At 62.7% G+C, this 19514-nt stretch carries 14 protein-coding genes; 4 read left to right on the forward strand and 10 right to left on the reverse strand.

Features of this window, described 5'->3' with window-relative positions:
- Nucleotide 1: 1 nt before the first annotated feature.
- Nucleotides 2-3367 (reverse strand): transglutaminase family protein, encoded by a 3366-nt coding sequence (locus tag ACWGTI_RS02955; RefSeq protein WP_454585720.1) that lies wholly within the window; start codon nt 3365-3367, stop codon nt 2-4.
- 106 nt (nt 3368-3473) lie between these two features.
- The gene (locus ACWGTI_RS02960) at nt 3474-4670 is read right to left on the reverse strand and encodes an acyl-CoA dehydrogenase (RefSeq protein WP_454585721.1); all 1197 of its coding nucleotides are present in this window, start codon (nt 4668-4670) and stop codon (nt 3474-3476) included.
- Nucleotides 4671-4830: 160 nt separating this feature from the next.
- On the opposite strand from ACWGTI_RS02960, the gene ACWGTI_RS02965 reads away from it, so the two are divergent.
- Nucleotides 4831-5742 (forward strand): LysR family transcriptional regulator, encoded by a 912-nt coding sequence (locus tag ACWGTI_RS02965; protein WP_454585722.1) that lies wholly within the window; start codon nt 4831-4833, stop codon nt 5740-5742.
- Here the strand turns inward: ACWGTI_RS02965 and ACWGTI_RS02970 are convergent, their stop codons facing one another.
- The 8 genes from ACWGTI_RS02970 to ACWGTI_RS03005 all read right to left on the reverse strand — a co-directional run bounded on the left by ACWGTI_RS02970 (nt 5743) and on the right by ACWGTI_RS03005 (nt 16415).
- The gene (locus ACWGTI_RS02970; protein WP_454585723.1) at nt 5743-8064 is read right to left on the reverse strand and encodes a Tex family protein; all 2322 of its coding nucleotides are present in this window, start codon (nt 8062-8064) and stop codon (nt 5743-5745) included. It abuts the gene before it with no gap.
- 175 nt (nt 8065-8239) lie between these two features.
- On the reverse strand, nt 8240-9421 hold the full coding sequence (locus ACWGTI_RS02975; protein WP_454585724.1) for a serine hydrolase domain-containing protein: 1182 nt from the start codon (nt 9419-9421) through the stop codon (nt 8240-8242).
- 33 nt (nt 9422-9454) lie between these two features.
- The gene (locus tag ACWGTI_RS02980; RefSeq protein WP_454585725.1) at nt 9455-10651 is read right to left on the reverse strand and encodes a serine hydrolase domain-containing protein; all 1197 of its coding nucleotides are present in this window, start codon (nt 10649-10651) and stop codon (nt 9455-9457) included.
- A gap of 59 nt (nt 10652-10710) precedes the next feature.
- A complete protein-coding gene (locus ACWGTI_RS02985) occupies nt 10711-11745 on the reverse strand; it encodes an ABC transporter substrate-binding protein (RefSeq protein WP_454585726.1) in 1035 nt (344 codons plus the stop codon).
- Nucleotides 11746-11768: 23 nt separating this feature from the next.
- Complete coding sequence (locus ACWGTI_RS02990) at nt 11769-12569, reverse strand: ABC transporter permease (protein WP_454585727.1); 801 nt, start codon at nt 12567-12569, stop codon at nt 11769-11771.
- Nucleotides 12562-13482, reverse strand: coding sequence for an ABC transporter permease (locus ACWGTI_RS02995; protein WP_454585728.1), 921 nt, complete (start codon nt 13480-13482; stop codon nt 12562-12564). The genes ACWGTI_RS02990 and ACWGTI_RS02995 overlap by 8 nt, the downstream gene beginning before the upstream one ends.
- Before the next feature lie 2 nt (nt 13483-13484).
- The gene (locus ACWGTI_RS03000; RefSeq protein ID WP_454585729.1) at nt 13485-14585 is read right to left on the reverse strand and encodes an ABC transporter ATP-binding protein; all 1101 of its coding nucleotides are present in this window, start codon (nt 14583-14585) and stop codon (nt 13485-13487) included.
- Nucleotides 14586-14741: 156 nt separating this feature from the next.
- A complete protein-coding gene (locus tag ACWGTI_RS03005; protein WP_454585730.1) occupies nt 14742-16415 on the reverse strand; it encodes an amidohydrolase in 1674 nt (557 codons plus the stop codon).
- A 257-nt stretch (nt 16416-16672) separates the two neighbouring features.
- Between ACWGTI_RS03005 and ACWGTI_RS03010 the strand changes: the two genes are divergently transcribed.
- The 3 genes from ACWGTI_RS03010 (at nt 16673) to ACWGTI_RS03020 (ending at nt 19505) form a co-directional block, all read left to right on the forward strand.
- Nucleotides 16673-17326 carry a TetR/AcrR family transcriptional regulator gene (locus ACWGTI_RS03010; RefSeq protein WP_454585731.1) on the forward strand — a complete coding sequence of 218 codons (654 nt, stop codon included), beginning with the start codon at nt 16673-16675 and terminating at the stop codon, nt 17324-17326.
- 23 nt (nt 17327-17349) lie between these two features.
- The gene (locus ACWGTI_RS03015; RefSeq protein ID WP_454585732.1) at nt 17350-18381 is read left to right on the forward strand and encodes a histone deacetylase family protein; all 1032 of its coding nucleotides are present in this window, start codon (nt 17350-17352) and stop codon (nt 18379-18381) included.
- A 269-nt stretch (nt 18382-18650) separates the two neighbouring features.
- Nucleotides 18651-19505 (forward strand): hypothetical protein, encoded by an 855-nt coding sequence (locus tag ACWGTI_RS03020; RefSeq protein ID WP_454585733.1) that lies wholly within the window; start codon nt 18651-18653, stop codon nt 19503-19505.
- Nucleotides 19506-19514 lie beyond the last annotated feature (9 nt).

Raw genomic sequence — 19514 nt, forward strand, 5'->3', positions numbered from 1 at the left:
ATCAGAGTCTGGGTGGCCGCCTGAGGTCAAGTGTCATTGGGAAGTCTTCAGAGGCTTCTTCGTTACGCAGCACATAGGCCGACGGCGTGTGCCCGCGCGGCTCGAAGCGCGCGAGCCGCCGCGCCTCGGCCTCGTTGCCGTTGACCGGGAAAGTGTCGTAGCTGCGCCCGCCGGGATGCGCGACATGGTAGACGCAGCCGCCTACCGCCCGCCCGGACCAGCGGTCGTAGATGTCGAAGACCAGTGGCGTGTTGACCGGCAGCGCCGGATGCAGGCCGGACGCCGGCTGCCAGGCCTTGAAGCGCACGCCCGCCACCGCGACCTCGCGGTTGTCGGTCACCTTCATCGGCACGACGCGGCCGTTGCAGACGATGGCATGACGTTCCGGGTTGAGGCCTTCGGTCCTGACCTGCAGCCGTTCGACCGAGGAATCGACGAAGCGCACCGTGCCGCCGATGGCGCCCTGCTCGCCCATCACGTGCCACGGCTCCAGCGCCTGCCGCAGTTCCAGCTTGATGCCGGCATGTTGCACCTCACCGCAGAAGGGAAAGCGGAATTCCAGCTGCGCGTCGAACCATTCGGGACGGAACTCGAAGCCGTTGAGCTTGAGGTCGTCCAGCACGTCGAGGAAATCCGCCCAGACATAATGCGGCAGCATGAAACGGTCATGCAGCGAGGTGCCCCAGCGCACGAAGCGGCCGTCGAGCGGGGTCTTCCACGCGCGGGCGATGATGGCGCGGACCAGAAGCTGCTGCGCCAGCGACATGCGCGCATTGGGCGGCATCTCGAAGCCGCGAAACTCGACCAGGCCGAGCCGGCCGGTCGGGCCATCCGGCGAGAAAAGCTTGTCGATGCAGATTTCCGAGCGGTGCGTGTTGCCGGTGACGTCGGTGAGCAGATTGCGGAACAGCCGGTCGACCAGCCACGGCAAGGGTGCATTGCCCTGGTCGGGGTGCGGCACCTGCGCCATCGCAATCTCGAGCTCGTAGAGCGAGTCGTGGCGCGCCTCGTCGAAGCGTGGCGCCTGGCTGGTCGGGCCGATGAACAGGCCGGAGAACAGATAGGACAGCGACGGCCGCCGCTGCCATTGCAGCACCAGGCTCTTCAACAAATCAGGCCGGCGCAGGAACGGGCTGTCATTCGGCGTCGCGCCACCGACGACGACATGGTTGCCGCCGCCGGTGCCGGTGTGGCGACCGTCGATCATGAACTTGTCGGCGCCAAGCCGCGTCTGCCGCGCCTCCTCGTAGATCGCCGTCGTCGTCGCCACACAGTCTTGCCAATTCGAAGCCGGATGGATGTTGACCTCGATGACACCGGGATCGGGCGCCACGCGGATGACGTTGAGGCGCGGATCGTGCGGCGGCCCATAGCCTTCGATATGCACGGGCAAGCCGATTGCCTTGGCCGCGTTCTCGGCAGCTGCCACCAGTTCGAGATAATCTTCCAGCGCCTCGACCGGCGGCATGAACACGCAGAGCCGCCCGTCGCGCGGCTCGACCGAAAGTGCGGTGCGCACCGCGCCGCCGATCTCGGTGATCTCCTGCTCGACCCGGTCCTGCTGGCCGGTCGTCGCGGTGAACGAAATCGCCTGCTGGCGGCGCGCCATTTCATCGGCGCCTTCCAGTTCTGCCGGAGCCGGTTCTGGCAGGATTGCTTCTCGCGCCGGCAGTGGTCCACGCGGCAGTGACGGATCGACCGGCACAATGTAGGGGAACTGCGCCGGCGGCACGTAGGGCAGCGTGCCCAGCGGCAAGCGGTAGCCGACCGGTGAATCGCCCGGCACCAGGAACAGCCGGCCGCGCCTTGTCTTCCATTTCTCCGAACGCCAACGCGGCTCTGAAGCCGAAGCCGGGCTGTTCCAGCGCTGCACCGGCAGCACATAGCCCGACGGCTTGGTCAGCCCGCGCTCGAACACTTTCGTCATGCGGCTGCGCTCTTCCGGGTCTTCCAGCTTGGAATTGGACGGGTCGACATTGTCCGGCAGCTTGCCTTCCTTGAGCAGCCATTCGGCCGGGTCTTCATAGGCTTCGCTGACCATGCCTTTATCGATGCCGAGTTCGCCGGCGATTGCCGTCAGCAGGCTTTCGGCCTGCTGCGGTCCGACCTTCGCGTCGCTCTTTTCGCGCGCGATCAGCGACGGATCGCTCCACACCGGCTGGCCGTCGGTGCGCCAGTAGAGCGAAAAGGTCCAGCGCGGCAGGCTTTCGCCCGGATACCATTTGCCCTGGCCGTGGTGCAAAAAACCGCCCGGCGCGAAACGTTCGCGCAGCTTTCTGATCAGCGCATCGGCCTTTTCGCGCTTGGTCGGGCCGACGGCGGCGGTGTTCCATTCCGCCGACTCGAAATCGTCGATGGAGACGAAGGTCGGCTCGCCGCCCATGGTCAACCTGACGTCGCCGGCTTGTAGTGCGGCGTCGACCTTGTTGCCCAGCGCATCCAGCGCCTGCCAGCTCTCGTCGGAGAACGGCTTGGTGATGCGCGGATGCTCCGCAATGCGGTCGACACGCATGTCGAAGCCGAACTCGACATTGGCAAAGCTCGCCATGCCGGAAATCGGCGCGGCATTGCGGAAATGCGGCGTCGCCGCCAGCGGCACATGGCTTTCGCCGGTCAGCAGGCCCGAGGTCGGGTCGAAGCCGATCCAGCCGGCGCCCGGCAGATAGACCTCGCACCAGGCATGCAGGTCGGTGAAGTCGACGGCCGTTCCGGCCGGGCCATCGAGCGCCACAAGATCGGGCTTCAGCTGGATCAGATAGCCGGACACGAAGCGCGCGGCGATGCCGAGGTTGCGCAGGATTTGCACCAACAGCCAGCTCGAATCGCGGCACGAGCCTTTCTTCGCGGCCAGCGTCTCCTCCGGCGAGAACACGCCGGTCTCCATGCGCACGATATAGCCGATCTCGCGCTGCAGCCGCGCGTTGAGATCGACGAGGAAATTGACGGTGTTGGGCGCACTGCGGTCGATGGTTGCGAGGAAGGCCGACAGCAGCGGCCCGGCCGGTTCAGGCGTCCTGTAGATGGCGAGATCGTCGCGGATTTCTTCGGGATAGTCGAACGGAAACGCCTCGGCCGACGGCTCTACGAAGAAATCGAACGGATTGTAGACCGTCATGTCGGCGACGAGGTCGACCTCGATCTTCAGTTCCGTCACCGGCTCCGGGAAGACGAAGCGGGCCAGGAAATTCCCGTAGGGATCCTGCTGCAGATTGACGAAGTGGTTGGCTGGTCCGACCTTGAGCGAATGGCTGAGCACCTTGGTGCGGGAATGCGGCGCCGGCTGCAGCCTGATGACCTGGGGCCCGAGAACCACCGGCCGGTCATATTTGTAGTGGGTCAGATGGTAGACGGCTGCCAGAATTGCCATGGGGCCTCAAAGTTCGGTGTTTTAGCAGCCGAACCCTGACACATCTGCTGGCCAATCTCCAAGCACAGATGTTGCGGTGCACCTAATTTAAGCAGCGGAAGCCGGCTCAGAAGAAGGCTTGTATCCCCGTCTGCGCCCGTCCAAGGATCAGTGCGTGCACGTCATGCGTGCCTTCATAAGTGTTGACCGTCTCCAGATTCTGCGCGTGGCGCATGACGTGGTAGCCGATCTGGATGCCGTTGCCGCCATGCATGTCGCGGGCCTGGCGGGCAATGTCGAGCGCCTTGCCGCAATTGTTGCGCTTGACGATCGAGATCATCTCGGGCGCCATCTTGCCCTCGTCCATCAGCCGGCCAACGCGCAAGCTGCCTTGCAAGCCCAGAGCGATTTCGGTCTGCATATCGGCGAGCTTCTTCTGGAACAGCTGCGTGCCAGCGAGCGGCCTCCCAAACTGCTTGCGGTCGAGGCCGTATTGCCGCGCGCGGTGCCAGCAATCCTCGGCCGCGCCCATCGCGCCCCAGGAAATGCCGTAGCGCGCCCGGTTGAGGCAGCCGAACGGACCGCCGAGGCCCCTGGCATTGGGCAGCAAGGCGTCTTCGCCAACCTCGACGCCTTCCATCACCACCTCGCCGGTGATCGACGCACGCAGCGACAGTTTGCCGCCGATCTTCGGCGCCGACAGCCCCTTCATGCCCTTTTCCAGCACGAAGCCGCGGATATCATCCTTGCCGTTCTCGCCCTTCAACTTCGCCCAGACGACGAACACATCGGCGATCGGCGCATTGGAAATCCACATCTTCGAGCCGGAAATCTTGTAGCCGTTCGCGGTCTTTTCGGCCCGCGTCTTCATGCCGCCCGGATCGGAACCGGCATCCGGCTCGGTCAGGCCGAAGCAGCCGATCCACTCCCCCGAAGCCAGCTTCGGCAGGTATTTCTTGCGTTGCGCCTCCGAACCATAGGCATGGATCGGAAACATCACCAGCGACGACTGCACCGACATCATCGAGCGATAGCCGGAATCGACCCGCTCGACCTCGCGTGCCACCAGCCCGTAAGTGACGTAGTTGGCGCCGAGCCCGCCATATTCCTCCGGGATGGTGATGCCGAGGAGGCCGGCCTCGCCCATCTCGCGAAAGATGCCGGCATCGGTCTTTTCCTCGAGATAGGCTTCTTCGATGCGCGGTGCGAGCTTGTCGGCGGCGAACGCCGCCGCGCCATCCCGCACCATGCGCTCGTCCTCGGAAAGCTGGTTCTCTATCAGGAAAGGGTCTTCCCAGACGAACGCGTTCTTGTCGGCGGCCATGGCTCGGTCTCTCCCAAATGCATGTCGCCCAAAAGTGTTCAGCGGTTTTGGGACAACGACATGCGCAAAGAAAAATCTTGATCGCCCGGGCTTATCCGCCTCCGCCTTGAAAAAATCAAACGAAATTGCATCACCGATCGATGAGCTGTAGTAATAGATAATGAACGTCCAGCGTCGTCTTTTGCCGAGCACCAGCGCCCTTGCCGCCTTCGAGGCGGTGGCCCGCCTCGGCTCCTTTACCGCCGCCGCCCAGGAACTCGACCTGACCCAGGGCGCCGTCAGCAGGCAGATTGCGCTTCTGGAAGAGCAATTCGGCCGAAAGCTGTTTGAACGCGATAGCCGAAATGTCAGGCTGTCGCCTGCGGGCGAAACCTATGCCGAGGCGGTGCGCTCGGCACTTGGCCAGTTGCGCGACGCAGCGCTTGGATTGATGAGCAATCGGCATAGTGGCATACTGAACTTAGCCATACTGCCGACCTTCGGCACACGCTGGCTGATGCCGCTGATCCCGGATTTCGTTGAAAACAATCCAGACATCACCATCAATTTCGTCACCCGCATCGGCCGCTTCGACTTCGCCCGAGAGCGGCTCGACGCCGCCATTCATCACGGCCAACCGGACTGGCCGGATGCCGACTCGACGGTGCTGATGCGCGAAACCGTGATTCCGGTGGTTTCCCCCGAATTCCTGGCCAGCCGCGACATCGCCACACCGGCCGATATCACCCGCCTGCCGCTGTTGCACATGGCGACGCGCCCCGGCGCCTGGAGCGAATGGTTCGAAGCGCAAGGTCTCAGCGCGCCGAACGGGCCCGGCATGCAGTTCGAGCAGTTCGGCACCGTCGCCCAGGCCTGCATGGCCGGGCTTGGCGTCGCGCTGCTGCCGCAGGTTCTCATTGCCGGCGAGCTGCAGCGCGGTCAGCTCGTGCCGACACCGGGACAGCCGATGCAAAGCCGCAGCGCCTACTATCTCGTGGTCCCGCACGACAAGCGCGGTCACCCGCCGGTCGCCAGCTTTCGCGATTGGCTGCTGGGCCAGGTGGAGAAAGAGCCGGCTGTTCTGGCGTGGTAGCTACTTCCGCTTCAGCGCATCGGCCAGTGCTGCGCCGAACGCGCCTTGCTGGGCTGGCCGTTCCGGCTGACGCTGCGGCGCCGGCGAACGTGGCGCCGGCCTGCCGCCGCCATTGTCGCGCGGCCCTTTCGGTGCACCGCCCTCGCCGCTGTCCTTGCGCATGGACAGCGCAATGCGCTTGCGCTTGATGTCGACATCGACGACGCGCACCTTCACCACGTCGCCGGCCTTCACCACCTCATGCGCATCCTTGATGAAGCGGTCGGCCAGTTGCGAGACGTGCACCAGCCCGTCCTGGTGGACGCCGATATCGACGAAAGCGCCGAAGGCGGCGACGTTGGTGACGGTGCCTTCGAGCAGCATGCCGGGCTTCAGATCCTTGATGTCATCGACGCCGTCGGCGAAGGTGGCCGTCTTGAAACCGGGACGCGGATCGCGGCCGGGCTTTTCCAGCTCGGCAATGATGTCGCGCACCGTCGGCAGACCAAAACGCTCATCAACGAAGACGCGTGGGTCGAGTGCCTTGAGCGCGGCGCTGTCGCCCATCAGCGCGCGCACATCGCGGCCGCAAGCGGCGACGATCTTCTTGGCCACGCCATAGGCTTCCGGATGCACCGACGAGGCATCGAGCGGCTCGCTGCCATTGGCGATGCGCAGGAAGCCGGCGGATTGTTCGAACGCGCGCGGTCCGAGCCGCGCCACTTTGAGCAGCTCCTTGCGGCTGGCGAACGGTCCGGTCGCATCGCGATGCGCGACGATGGCATCGGCCAGAGAAGCGCCAAGACCTGACACGCGCGCCAAAAGCGGCGCCGAAGCGGTGTTGAGATCGACGCCAACCGCATTGACAGCGTCCTCGACCACCGCTTCCAGCGAGCGGCCCAGCCGGTATTGGTCGACATCGTGCTGGTATTGGCCGACGCCGATCGACTTCGGTTCGATCTTGACCAGTTCGGCGAGCGGATCCTGCAGGCGCCTTGCGATCGACACCGCGCCGCGCAGCGACACGTCGAGGCCGGGGAATTCTGCTGCTGCCGTCGCGGAAGCCGAATAGACCGAAGCGCCGGCTTCGCTGACAATCACCTTGAGCGGCTTCGGCCCGCCATCCGAAGGCATGTCGGACAGCATGTCGGCGACCAGTTTCTCGGTCTCGCGGCTGCCGGTGCCGTTGCCGATCGAGATCAGTTCGATCTTGTGCAGGCGGATCAGCTTGGCCAGTTCCGCCTGCGCGCCGCGCACATCGTTCCTCGGCGGAAATGGATACACCGTCGTCGTCGTCAGCACCTTGCCAGTGCCGTCGACCACCGCGACCTTGACGCCGGTGCGGATGCCCGGGTCGAGCCCCATGGTCGGCCGCGATCCGGCGGGTGCTGCCAGCAGCAAATCCCTGAGGTTGCGGGCAAAGACGTGGATTGCCTCTTCCTCCGCCCGTTCGCGCAGGTCGCGCATCAAATCGAGCGTCAGGTGCAGCGACAGTTTTATGCGCCAGGTCCAGCCGGCAACCTCCATCAGCCAGCGGTCTCCCGGCAGGCTGCCTCCGATGGCATAGGCATTGGCGATCATCCGCTCGACCGGCTTCACCGGCGACGTATCGTCGGCGTCGACCTCGATGTCGAGGGACAAGACTTCTTCGTTGCGGCCGCGCAACATCGCCAGCGCGCGATGGCTCGGCACATTGGCCCAGCGCTCGACATGGTCGAAATAGTCGGAGAATTTCGCGCCGGCTTCCTGCTTGCCGTCGACGACGCGGGCGCGCATGAAGGCGCGTTCCTTCATGTAGCTGCGCAGCTTGCCGACCAGATCGGCATTCTCGGCGAACTGTTCCGACAGGATGTCGCGCGCGCCGTCGAGTGCCGCCTTTGCGTCGGCCACCTCTTCGGTGACATAGGCAAGCGCCGCCTCGGCAGGCACCAGCGAACGGTCGGCAAGGATCGCCTCGGCCAGCGGCCCCAGCCCGCGCTCCCGGGCGATCTCGGCCTTGGTGCGGCGCTTGGGCTTATAGGGCAGATAGATGTCTTCCAGCTCCGCCTTGGTGGTTGCGGCGACGATCTTGCCTTCAAGCTCCTCGGTCAGCTTGCCCTGGTCGCGGATGGAACCGAGGATGGTGTCGCGACGCGCATCGAGCTCGCGCAGATAGGCCAGCCGCTCGGCAAGATCGCGCAATTGCGTGTCGTCGAGCCCGCCCGTGACCTCCTTGCGGTAACGCGCCAAGAACGGCACGGTCGCGCCCTCATCGAGCAGGCCGATCGCCGCAGCCGCCTGTTCGGGCCGCGCGCCGATCTCGGCAGCGATTATGGCTGCGATGCGCTTGATGTCTGATGCCATGTCGTTCCTGCTCCAGGCAATTCCAGGAAAAGTGTGAAACGGTTTTCGGTCGGGAATTGCGTCAACCACTCTTGTCGAAAAGAGCGGCGACCATAGGCGCTGATATCAGCCGCGCCAACCGCAGCGTTCTCAAGCGTCAACGAGGTCCACAGGAAAGCGCCATGCTTTCGTCGGGTCAGACCATACGGCTCAGCGCTTCAAAGAAGGCAACGATCTCGCGTTCGAGTGCCTGGTCCTCGGGCACCGGCTGGGACCCCATTTTTGCAATCACCACTTCCGCCTTCGGATCGACGTAGAGCCATTGGCCATGGATGCCGATGCCGCAGAAGGCGCCGTTTTCGTGACCCGTCTGGTACCATTTGTTGCGATACCGGCCCTTCGGGAACAGATGCACCATGGTGCCGCGCTGCCAGGCTTCCGCACTGCCGCCGGTGACGGTCGTATCGCGCACCCAGGCTTCCGGCACGATGCGCCGGCCATTGGCCGTTCCGCCCTGCCGCATCATCTCGCCGATCCGCGCTAGGTCGCGCGGCGTCACCGAGATGCCGCCGGCGGTGCGCGCCGTGCCTTCCATATCGACGCCGATCGAGGCTTCGCTGACGGCGCCCAGCGGCAGCCACAGTTTCTCGCGCATCAGGTCGGTGAAACGCTGGCCGGAAGCGCGCTCGAGCAGGATGCCGAGGAGATCGGAATTGGGCGAGCGGTAGCGAAAGGTTTCGCCATGCGGTTCGCCCAGCCGCTGCAAGGTCAGGATGAATTCGCGCAGGCTTTCCGTGCCGCCGCCCGGATTCCACAGCGTCGCGCGGCGATAACGGGCAAAGGCGCCTTCGGGATCGAGATAGGCCTCCTCGAAATCGAGGCTGACACTCATGTCGAGCACATGCCGGCAGCTCGCATCGGCATAGGCCGAGCCGGCGGCTTCCTTGATATACTGGGTCACCGGCGCTTGCGGATCGAACACGCCCTCGCCTTCCAGTATGCCGGCGATGATGGCGGTGATCGACTTGCTGATCGAAAAGACGATGTGGCGGGCGCCGAAATCCATATTGGGCGCGAACCAGTCGCCGATGATCTTGCCCCCCTTCATCACCGTCAGCGCGTCGCTGCTCGAACGCGCCAGGAATTCGGTCACCGTCTCCGGCGCGCCGGCAATCGAAACCTTTTCGCCGAGCAGCTCGCCGAGATCCCGCGCCGGTGCCTCGACGCTTCCCGGTGTCGCGGCCACGGGCGCGGTTGGCACCAGTTCGCCAAGGTTCTGGAACGACCAGCGGTTGAACGGGTTTTCGCGCCAGTTGGAAAGCAGCACCTCGTTGCGGCGAAAGCCGTAGCGGGTCTCGAACGCGGTCTTGCCGGTCATGAACGTTTCCTCAAAAGGATGGTTTGTTGGGGATCAGCCAAGCGCCCTGGCGATGGCGTGCACGGCCTTCAGCGTCGCCACGGAATAGGCGACATTGCTGAAATCCGGATAGGTCGAAAGCTTGACCACGACCATGCTGGTGTCCCAGTCGATATGGATCATTTGCCCGAACACGCCCCGGCACATCAGTGCGCGTGAACGCGGATCCTCGATCCAGAACTGGTTGTGATAGCTGCCTTCCGGCAGGCTCGGATTGAAGTCCGGCCCATGCCTGCCGTTGCGCGTCGCCTCGATCCACCCGGCGGGCACGATGCCGCGGCCATTGTCGAGGATCAGCTGGCCGAAGCGAGCGTAGTCGCGCAGTGTCGCGTTGAAGCCGCCATCGGCCAGCGCATAGCCGGCGCTGTCGACGGTGAAGCAAGCGCTTTCGTCGGCGCCGAGCTTCTGCCACAGCTCCTCGGACACCAGCTGAGCCAGCCGTTTGCCGGTCGCCCGTTCCATGATGAAGGCCAGCACATCGGTTTCGATCGAGCGATACTCGAATGCGGCGCCATGCGGCCGCGCCTTGTCCTTCAGCCGCAGGATCAGTTCGAACAGATGCGACGGCCACTGGAAATCCGGATCGCTGTCCGGCGGCACCGGCTTCCAGCCGGTGGCGACATCGACCTGGCCGATATCCGAATAGCGATCGGTATATTCCTCGGAAAAGCACACACCGGTGGTCATGTCGAGCACATGCTGCACGCCGGCGCCGGCCCAGCCAGTCTCGGCGAGCTCCGGCAGATAGGCGGTCACCGGTTTGGCCGGATCGATCAGCCCACGCCCGACCAGTATGCCGAACACTGTGCCGGTTATCGACTTCGCCATCGACTGCGACAGGTGCAGCGTGCGCTCGTCCATGCCGTTGAAATAGCGCTCATAGGCGACCTTGCCGTTCTTCAGGACGAGAAAGCCGTCCGCATAGGTTTCGTCGAGCAGACCGGCAAGCGTTGTCTGGCGGCCCTCGCTGTCCTCCACCGGCAGCGCGTCGAGATCTGTCTCTGCGCGCTCGAAACGGTGGCGATGGCCATTGCCGCGCCAGACCTCGATGGTCGGAAGGAATTCGCGGATGTGCTGGAAGGCCCAGCGGTTCCAGGGCGGCCGGTCCCAATCGAGCTTCGGCAGAGCCAATTGCGGCGGCGAGCCCTGCATGATCGGTGGCCGCGGATCGCTGTTGCGATAGGAGTCCATGAAAGCCATTCCAAAGGAAAGGCCCGGCGGCGCATGCCACCGGGCCAGTCAGACTGCCGTTACTTCTGCAGTTCGGTCCAGATCTTGGTGTAGATGTCCTGGGTCTCAGGCGCGCACATCTTCTGGAATTCGCCCTTTGCCTTCGCAGCCTCCGGAATGACGACTTCCGGCGCATCCTTCATATCGGCCGGCATGTACTTGTCCGAGCCGGTGATGGCGTTGGCGTAGCGGTGGAAAGCCGAGAGGCCGGCCGCGTTTTCCGGATCCATGATGAAGTTCTGGAACAGTTTGGCGTTCTCGACGTTCTTGGCCTCCTTCAGAACGACGACGTTATCGCTCCACAGGCCGTAGCCTTCCTTTGGATAGTTGTAGTGGATGGCCGAATTGGCCAGCCGCTGGCGCAGCGCCGAACCATTCCAGTCGCTGGTCGCCTTGAAGTCGCCCGCGCCCATCTTCTCGATGGTGTTGTATTCCATGGCGATCCAGTTCGGCTTGGCTGCGACAAGCGTATCGCGCACCTTCTTGAGCACCGCCTTGTCGTCCGTGCACTGCTGGCCGCCGACATATTTGATCGCCGCGAAGATAACGTCATTCATCTCGGGAACGACATTGACCTTGCCCTTCAACTCGTCCGGCGTGTTGAAGACGATACCCCACGTGTCGGCCGGCCCCTTGTAGGCATCGGTGTTGACGACGACGCCGATCGTGCCCCAGGCCCATGGCACGGAATATTTGCGGCCCGGATCGAACTCAGGATTGGCCCATTCCGGCGCGACGTTCTTGAAATTCTCCATCTTGCCCGGATCGGTCTCCTGCACGAGTCCTTCCTTGATCCAGATCGGCACGTAGGTCTGCGAAGGAACCGCAATGTCGAAGCCGGTGCCGCCCTGGCGCACCTTGGCGAGCGCCGTATCGTTGGAATCGTAATCGGTGATGGTGACCTTGACGTTGTATTTGGCTTCGAACTTCTTGATCACGTCGGGGCTGGTGTAGTTGCCCCAATTGTAGATGTTCAGCTCGCCATCGGCGCGGGCCAGGCCCGTCGTTGCGAGCAGCGCCAACCCCATGGCGGCTGTCGTTGTTTTCCAGTTCATGGTTTTAACTCCCATTTGTAGGTTCAGTCTTGTTTCCTGCTGACAAAGAAAAACAACGTGACGATCGCGACCGAAAGCAGCAGGAAAGCGGTCGATATCGCGTTGATCTCAGGCGTGATGCCGCGGCGGATCTGGCCGAGCATGTAGGTGGGCAGCGTGTCCTGGCCGCCCGACTTGACGAACTCGGTGATGACGACGTCGTCGAGCGAGATGACGAAAGCCAGCATCAGTCCGGCCAGGATACCGGGCCACAGAAGCGGCAGCGTGATGCGGCGGAAAGTCTTCCATGGCGTGGCGTAGAGATCGGCTGCGGCGCGCTCCAGCGTCAGGTCCATGTTCTCCAGCCGCGCCCGGATCGGCAGGTAGGCGAACGGAATGCAGAACGCCGTATGCGCGGCGATCAGATAGCCGAGGCCGGAATAGCCGGTGAAGATTTTTATGCGCGAGAAGAAGATGAGCAGCGCCACGCCGGTGACGATCTCAGGCACCATCAGCGGCTGGTTGATCGCCGCATATTTGAAGGTGAGGCCGGGATAAGGCGCCGTGCGCGTGGTGGCCAGTGCCGCCATGGTGGCAAAGATCGTCGACAGCACCGCTGCGACGGCGCCGATCTGGAATGAGCGCAAGGTGGCGTCGATCACTTGCGAATTCTGGTAGGCCGACTGGAACCACCTCATTGAGAACCCGCCCCATTCGGATGTCGAGTTCGACGCATTGAAGGCGTAGGCGACCAGCACGATGATCGGCAGATAGAGCACGATGAAACAGGTCGCGGCGATCGCCGTGAAGCCGGTCTGGTGCTTGATGGAAAAGTTCTTAGCCATGCCGCACCCCCGACTTGCCGGCATTGCGCACATAGGCAAGCAGCGCCACCATGACGATGATCATCACGGTGATCGACAATGCCGATCCGAGCGGCCAGTTGCGGCCTTGGCCGAACTGCAATTCGATCAGGTTGGACAGCATCATGTTCTTGCCGCCGCCAAGCACGCTGGGCGTAACATAGGCGCCGAGCGCCGGAATGAAGACCAGGATGGAACCGGCGATGACGCCGGGTTTGACCAGCGGAAAAATGATCTTGCGCAGCACCTTGAAGCGTGTCGCGTAGAGATCGTAGCCCGCCTCGACCAGCCGGAAATCGAGCTTCTCCATGCTGGCATAGATCGGCAGCACCATCAGCGGCAGGTAGACATACGCCATGCCGATCAGGATCGCGGTGTCGGTGTAGAGGATCTGCACCGGCGCCGAGACGATGCCGAGCTTGAGCAGAATGGTGTTGATGATGCCTTCGTTGCGGATGATCTGCAGCACGGCGAAGGTGCGGATCAGAAGGTTGGTCCAGAACGGAATGGTGATCAGGAACAGCCAGAGATCCCTGGTCTTCTCACTGCGCGTCGCCATGAAATAGGCGGTGGGAAACCCGAGCGCCAAAGTGGCGATGGTCGTCACCACCGCCAGCTTGATCGAACGCCAGAAAATGGTGACATGCGCCGCCGCAAGCGAAAGCGTGTCGTCGAAAATGTCGCGTTCCATGAACACCGACAGCCAGGCATCGGGTGAAAGCTGCCACTTCACGTCGCCATAAGCACCGGGTGTCAGGAACGAGTAGACCAGCACGATCAGCAAGGGGCCGGTCGCGGCGAGAAAAATGACCAGCAAAGCTGGCGCTGACAGCAGCCAGCGGTCGCGGACGTCACGCCGCTCCGCTGCCTTGGCGACTTCTTCCGCGGTCGCCATGATCAGTCCTTCAGCACTTGCGCGGCGTCGCTGCCGATCGCGATGCCGACCTGGCCGCCCTGCACGATGCCGTCGCTGGCGCCGCGGCTGTTCTGACGCCGCACGATGAAGGGTTCGCCACCGGCAAGGCGCAGGTGAAAGTGCGTGTCTGTGCCGAGATAGACGATGTTCTCGACGGTGCCGGACAGCGAAGCGCTCGGGCTGGCTGCCCCCAGCTGCGCATGCTCGGGACGCACGACGATGGTGACCTTGCCGCTGGGGCTGAACCCTTCCGGCAGCGAGGCCGGGATTTCCACGCCAGAGGACAGCTTCACCGTCGCCCGGCCACCAGTCGCGCCGACCACGTCCGCCTTGAGGAAATTCGACTCGCCGATGAAATCGGCGACGAAGCGCTCGGCCGGCCGGTCGTAGATGTCGCGCGGCGAGCCGACCTGCAGGATCTTGCCAGACGACATCACGGCGATGCGGTCCGACATGGTCAGCGCTTCTTCCTGGTCATGGGTGACGAAGATGAAGGTGATGCCGGTCTCGTGCTGCAGCCGCTTCAACTCGATCTGCATCTCCTTGCGCAGCTTGTAGTCGAGCGCCGAGAGCGGCTCGTCGAGCAACAACACCTTGGGCTGTGGCGCCAGCGCCCGGGCGAGTGCCACGCGCTGCTGCTGGCCGCCGGAGATCTGGCTGGTGCGGCGACCCGCCAGCGCCTCCATCTTCACCAGCTTGAGCATCTCGCCGACGCGTGCCGTGATCTCGGCCTTCGGCTTGCCCAGCATATCGAGGCCAAAGCCGATATTGTCGGCGACGGTCATGTGCGGGAACAGCGCGTAGGACTGGAAGACGGTGTTGACCGGCCGCTTGAACGGCGGCAGTGGCGCAATGTCCTGGCCGTAAAGCAGGATTTCGCCGGCGGTTGGAAAGTCGAAGCCGGCAATCAGCCTCAGCAACGTGGTCTTGCCGCAGCCGGATGGTCCCAGCAGCGTGAAGAACTCGTTCTCGCGGATGGATACCGAGACCGTGTCGAGGGCAGCGACCTGCCCTTCTCCTGATCCGAAAATTTTGCTGACGTTTACGACTTCAATTGCATTCCGATCCGGTTTGTCCGGCACGATACGCCTCACTGTTGACCCCGCTCTTTTCGGCGGAGTTTTTCCCCTGTTCGATGTGACCACACGGCCGGTAGGTTGGCAAGTCCGGCCTTGAACCACAGTTCAGTCAGTCAATTCGCCTTGCAAGCCGCAAGCTTCGCAAGCCGCATGCCATTCTCAGGCCTGGTAGGTGACCTTGCCACCGCAGACCGTCGTCACCGGGCGCACTTTGTGCAATTCGGCCGGCGCCGTCTTCTCGATATCCGCCGACAAAACCACCAGATCCGCCATATAGCCCGGCTTCAGCACGCCTTTACGATGCTCGGCGAATTCGGCATAGGCGCCCTCGACCGTGTAGGCGGCAAGCGCCTCCTGCAGAGAGAAGCTCTGGTCCGGATCGGTTTCTGCCCACGGTTTGCGCAGCATTGCCGCCTGGATGCCCAGGATCGGGTCCATCACCGCCACCGGCCAGTCCGACGCGAACACGACATGCGCGCCCGCATCCTTCAGGGTGCGCCAGGCATAGCTCAGCGGCCAGCGGGCCGGCCCGATGCGCGATACGGTCGGTTCCAGCGGAAAATCCATGGCACCGGGCGGATGCGGCGGCTGCATCGAGGCGATGACGCCGAGTTCGGCGAAACGCGGCACGTCGGCGGCGGTGGTGACCTCGATATGCTCGACCCGGTGCCGGCTGTCGCGTTTGCCGTTGGCCTTCTGCGCCGCCTGGTAACCGTCGAGCACCGCGCGCACCGCGCCATCGCCGATCGAGTGCACGGCGATCTGCAGCCCGCGTTTGTCGACGGCCACGGCGAGATCGATGAATTGCTGCGGCGTGAACAGCGGCTCGCCGACCCAGTCGGGACGGTCCGCATAGGGCTCGACCATCACCGCGGTCCAGGAGTCGAGCACGCCGTCATAAAACACTTTGACCATGCCCGATGACAGCCACTCGCTGTCGTAGCGCTCAGCCATCACGGAGGCCTTGTCGAGCATGTCGAGCGTCATGAAATTCTTGTAGTGGAACGGGATTTTGACGCGGCAGGGCAAGCCTTCCTCGGCCTCGATCTCGGAAAGCAATTCGAGCTGGTAGAGATTGCCGTCCATGTTCTGGATCGAGGTGATGCCGTGGCGCGCGCACCAGGCAAGCCCGCGCCGCATGATGTCGCGGTCGGCGGCACGTTCGGCCACCGACGGCATCGGATCGGGCTCGCCGCCGGTCGACAGCCCCAGCCGCACCCGGCTTTCGCCGGCAAGGTCGAGCACGGGACCGAACGCCTCGCCCTCGCGCAATTCGCCAGCGGCCAGGCCGTCTTCGCCCATGACGATCTCATTGCCCGGACCGAGCGTGCGTCCCTGCAGAATGCCGGCCATCTCCATCGCCTTGGTGTTGGCCCACATCGTGTGGTGGTCAGGCGCCGCCATGCAGAAAGGGCGATCCGGCAGGATGGCGTCGAGATGATGGCGCGTCACCCGCTCGTCGCCAAGCACGGTATAATCGACGCCCTGCCCGACCAGCATCTTCGCCTCGGGCCGTGTCGACGCATAATCGCGGATTGCCTTTTGCAGCGCCTCGAAGCCATGGATACCGCCAAGCTGAAGATGCGCGAGCTCGGCCCCTCCCGAAAACAGATGCATGTGGGCTTCGATGAAGCCCGGGATCACCGAGCCGCCCATGGCGTCGATGGTCTTTGTGGCTGGTCCCTTGAGCGCTTCAATGGCGGCGCGGCTGCCGATGGCGATGATGGCGCCGTCCCTGACGGCAATGGCCTCGGCGGCGGGATTGTCTTCGTCCATGGTCTGCACGCGACCATTGATGACGATCAGATCAGCACCCGCACCCGTGACAGACATCGCGACTCCGCGCTTTTGACGACTGACTGAGACCGGCAACCCTCTTGCCCGACAAGCTGCCATTCCGCTGGAGCGGTGCAACCGGACGAAACTGATGCCAGTGCGCTGTTTTGAAATTCCCCTTGTGATCTCCGAAAACAGCGTGGATAAAAGAATGCGACTAATTATTCGCGTTTGTCAACGTGCCGAATTTCGAATGTATTGTGGACAACACCCAGCGCCAGGGTGAGACCCAGCGGGGGACGAGGACACCAGCCGTGAAGCGCAGTCTCAGCCGCGAAACCAGGATGGCGCTCGAACCGCGCAAGCAGCCGCGGCAGCAGCGGTCGAGCAAGGTGGTCGACCGGATTCTCGACGCGGCGCTGACCTTGACACGGGAGCAAGGAACCAAGACGCCGACGACGCTCGCCATTGCGCGGCGCGCTGGCCTGTCGGTCGGGTCGCTCTACCAGTACTTCCCCAACAAGGAAGCCATTCTTCTCGACCTCGCCCGGCGCTGGCTGTCATCCTTTCCCGAGGTGATCGCCAGGCGCATCGAGGTCACCCCGCCCACCAACCGCGACGAGTTCCGCCAGGAAGTGCGCAAGCTCTTCATCGATACCTCCAGGATTTATCTCGAAAACGCCACCCTGATGCCGGTGATCGAAGCCATCTCCGGCAATGCCGATCTCAGGCCGATCCAGGACGAATATGACGAGCAGATCATCGCGCTGTACGCCGCATGGCTGCAGCATGTGAACCCGGCGCTTGAAGACAAGATCGCCAGCCGACTCGGCGTGCTGATGATGGACGTCGGGCACGCTTGCCGGCTCGTAGGTTTGAAACGGGATCGCAAGACATACGACCTCATCGAGGATGATGTGGAAAGAATGTGGCTCGCTCTGGTGACCCCCTATCTCAACCTTGACTGATTTCACACTTCGAGAGGAACTTCATGAAGACTGTCTATTCCCCGCTCCACGCCGGCCATGCCGGCCAGATGGAGCTGGTCACATCGGCCATCGTGCCGGGTTTCGAAAAGCCATCGCGGGCCGAGTTCATCAAGGCGCGGGTCGAGAGCGAGAAGCTGGGGCCGATCATCGGACCGGTCGAGCATGATCTCGCTGCGGCCAAGCGCATTCACACGACCGACTACATCGACTTCCTGCCGACGGTCTGGCCGCGATGGACGGCAGAGGGCCACAAGGGCACGGCGATGCCCTTCACCTGGCCGACGCGCGGCCTGCGCGCCGACGTACCGCCGCAGCGCGTCGATGCCTTGCTCGGCTACTACTCCTTCGACGCCGGCGCCACCTTCGTCGAAGGCACATGGACCGCGATCAAGTCGTCCTATGACGTCGCGTTGACCGCGGCGGCTCTGGTCAAGGGTGGTGAGCGGTCCGCCTTCGCGCTCTGCCGTCCGCCAGGCCATCACGCCGGCGCTGGCTTCATGGGCGGCTATTGCTTCATCAACAACGCCGCCGTTGCCGCCCAATGGTTCCTCGACCAGGGCGCCAGCCGTGTATCTATCCTCGACGTCGACTACCACCATGGCAATGGCACGCAGGAAATCTTCTATGACCGCGCCGACGTGCAGGTGCTCAATTTGCATGGCGACCCGATGGTCGAATACCCGTTCTTCCTCGGCCATGCTGACGAGCGCGGCGCGGGCGTCGGCGAAGGTTTCAACATCAACTATCCCATGCCCTTCGGCACCGACTGGGACGCCTGGAGTGCCTCGCTGGAAGACGCCTGCGTCAGGCTCGCCGCTTACGCGCCCGATATCGTCATCGTCTCGCTCGGCGTCGACACCTTCGAGAAGGATCCGATCAGCCAGTTCAAGCTGAAAAGCCCGGACTATCCGAAGATCGGCCATCACATCGCCAAGCTCGGCCTGCCGACGCTGTTCGTCATGGAAGGCGGCTATGCCGTCGAGGAGATCGGCATCAACGCCGTCGGCGTGCTGACGGGTTTTGAGGATCGATAGGGATAAGGGACCTTTTAGAGTCGCTTCTCGTTCGACAGGCGGCGTGTCTTACTGCTTGTCGGACGGTGCCGCAGTCGAAGTCCCTCGGGCCAAAAACAGCTTATGCTTGGCCGGCATTAGAATCCGGCGGGAGATGGAAGCCGCCAGTCAACAAACGACTTATTGCGGACATTTGCTAAACTCCATTGGTCGCATTCTTGGCTTCTTAGACTGCAGATCGTACCCTTAGCAGGGGAAGTGGCCTCGTAGGCATGTAGGACAGAGAAAAAATGAAATTTAGCTTGGACGCATTTGAGAGCGGACGTGACGAATTTCTAGATGATAACCACAAGGCTCAGTTTGCGGCTAATCCGCAATATGACGAGGTCTACATTCGATGGAAAAAGCTGTTCGCGAAAGCCGATGCAGAAGATCTGAGAGCAATCCGGTCCGTAGGCCGCGTTCAGATTTGGTGTGACATTACCCGTGCGGCGATAAATTCCGTTGTGCAAATATCTGACATAAAAGAACTTCATCTACTAGGAATTGCAGGGTCCGGTCGTTTAGTCGACTTTAGGGAGGCCGAAAGCCTCGAGGATTTTAGCTGTCAATGGGGCGTCAGCAGCAGCGATTTGTTTGAGATCGCACAGCTTCCAACTCTCAGAAAACTGACTGCGCACTCTGCACATGTCACGAAAGACTCGCTCGCTGCGCTCCTCAGCAATCCCTCGCTGACGGAACTAGACTTTGAAGAGTCAAACTTCACCGACGATTTTGCGCAGATGGTCTCTGAGTCGAAGATCATCACAAATTTGGAGCTAGGTAGCACAGATGTCACCAAGGAAGGACTTCGGGCTATCTGTTCAATGTCTCAACTACGTTGGCTCGACATATGGTCGACGAAGATCGCAGAGCACGATCTGGACGTGCTGACCCAGCTTCCGAACCTAGAGTATTTGTCCATAGGGGGTCACGACGAGCAGACATCCTTCACAGCAGCAGGAACCTTACCATTGCTATATGGCATGCCTGCTTTGAAAGCCGTTTGGTTGGACGGATTGCATGTTACTCGACGAGAATGGGACGAACTCAACGAGCGATTTGAAAAAGTCTGGGTGTCCTCGGTTCTAGGGTCTAGACCTTAATGTCCGCTT

The organism is Mesorhizobium sp. ArgA1 (assembly GCF_053714375.1).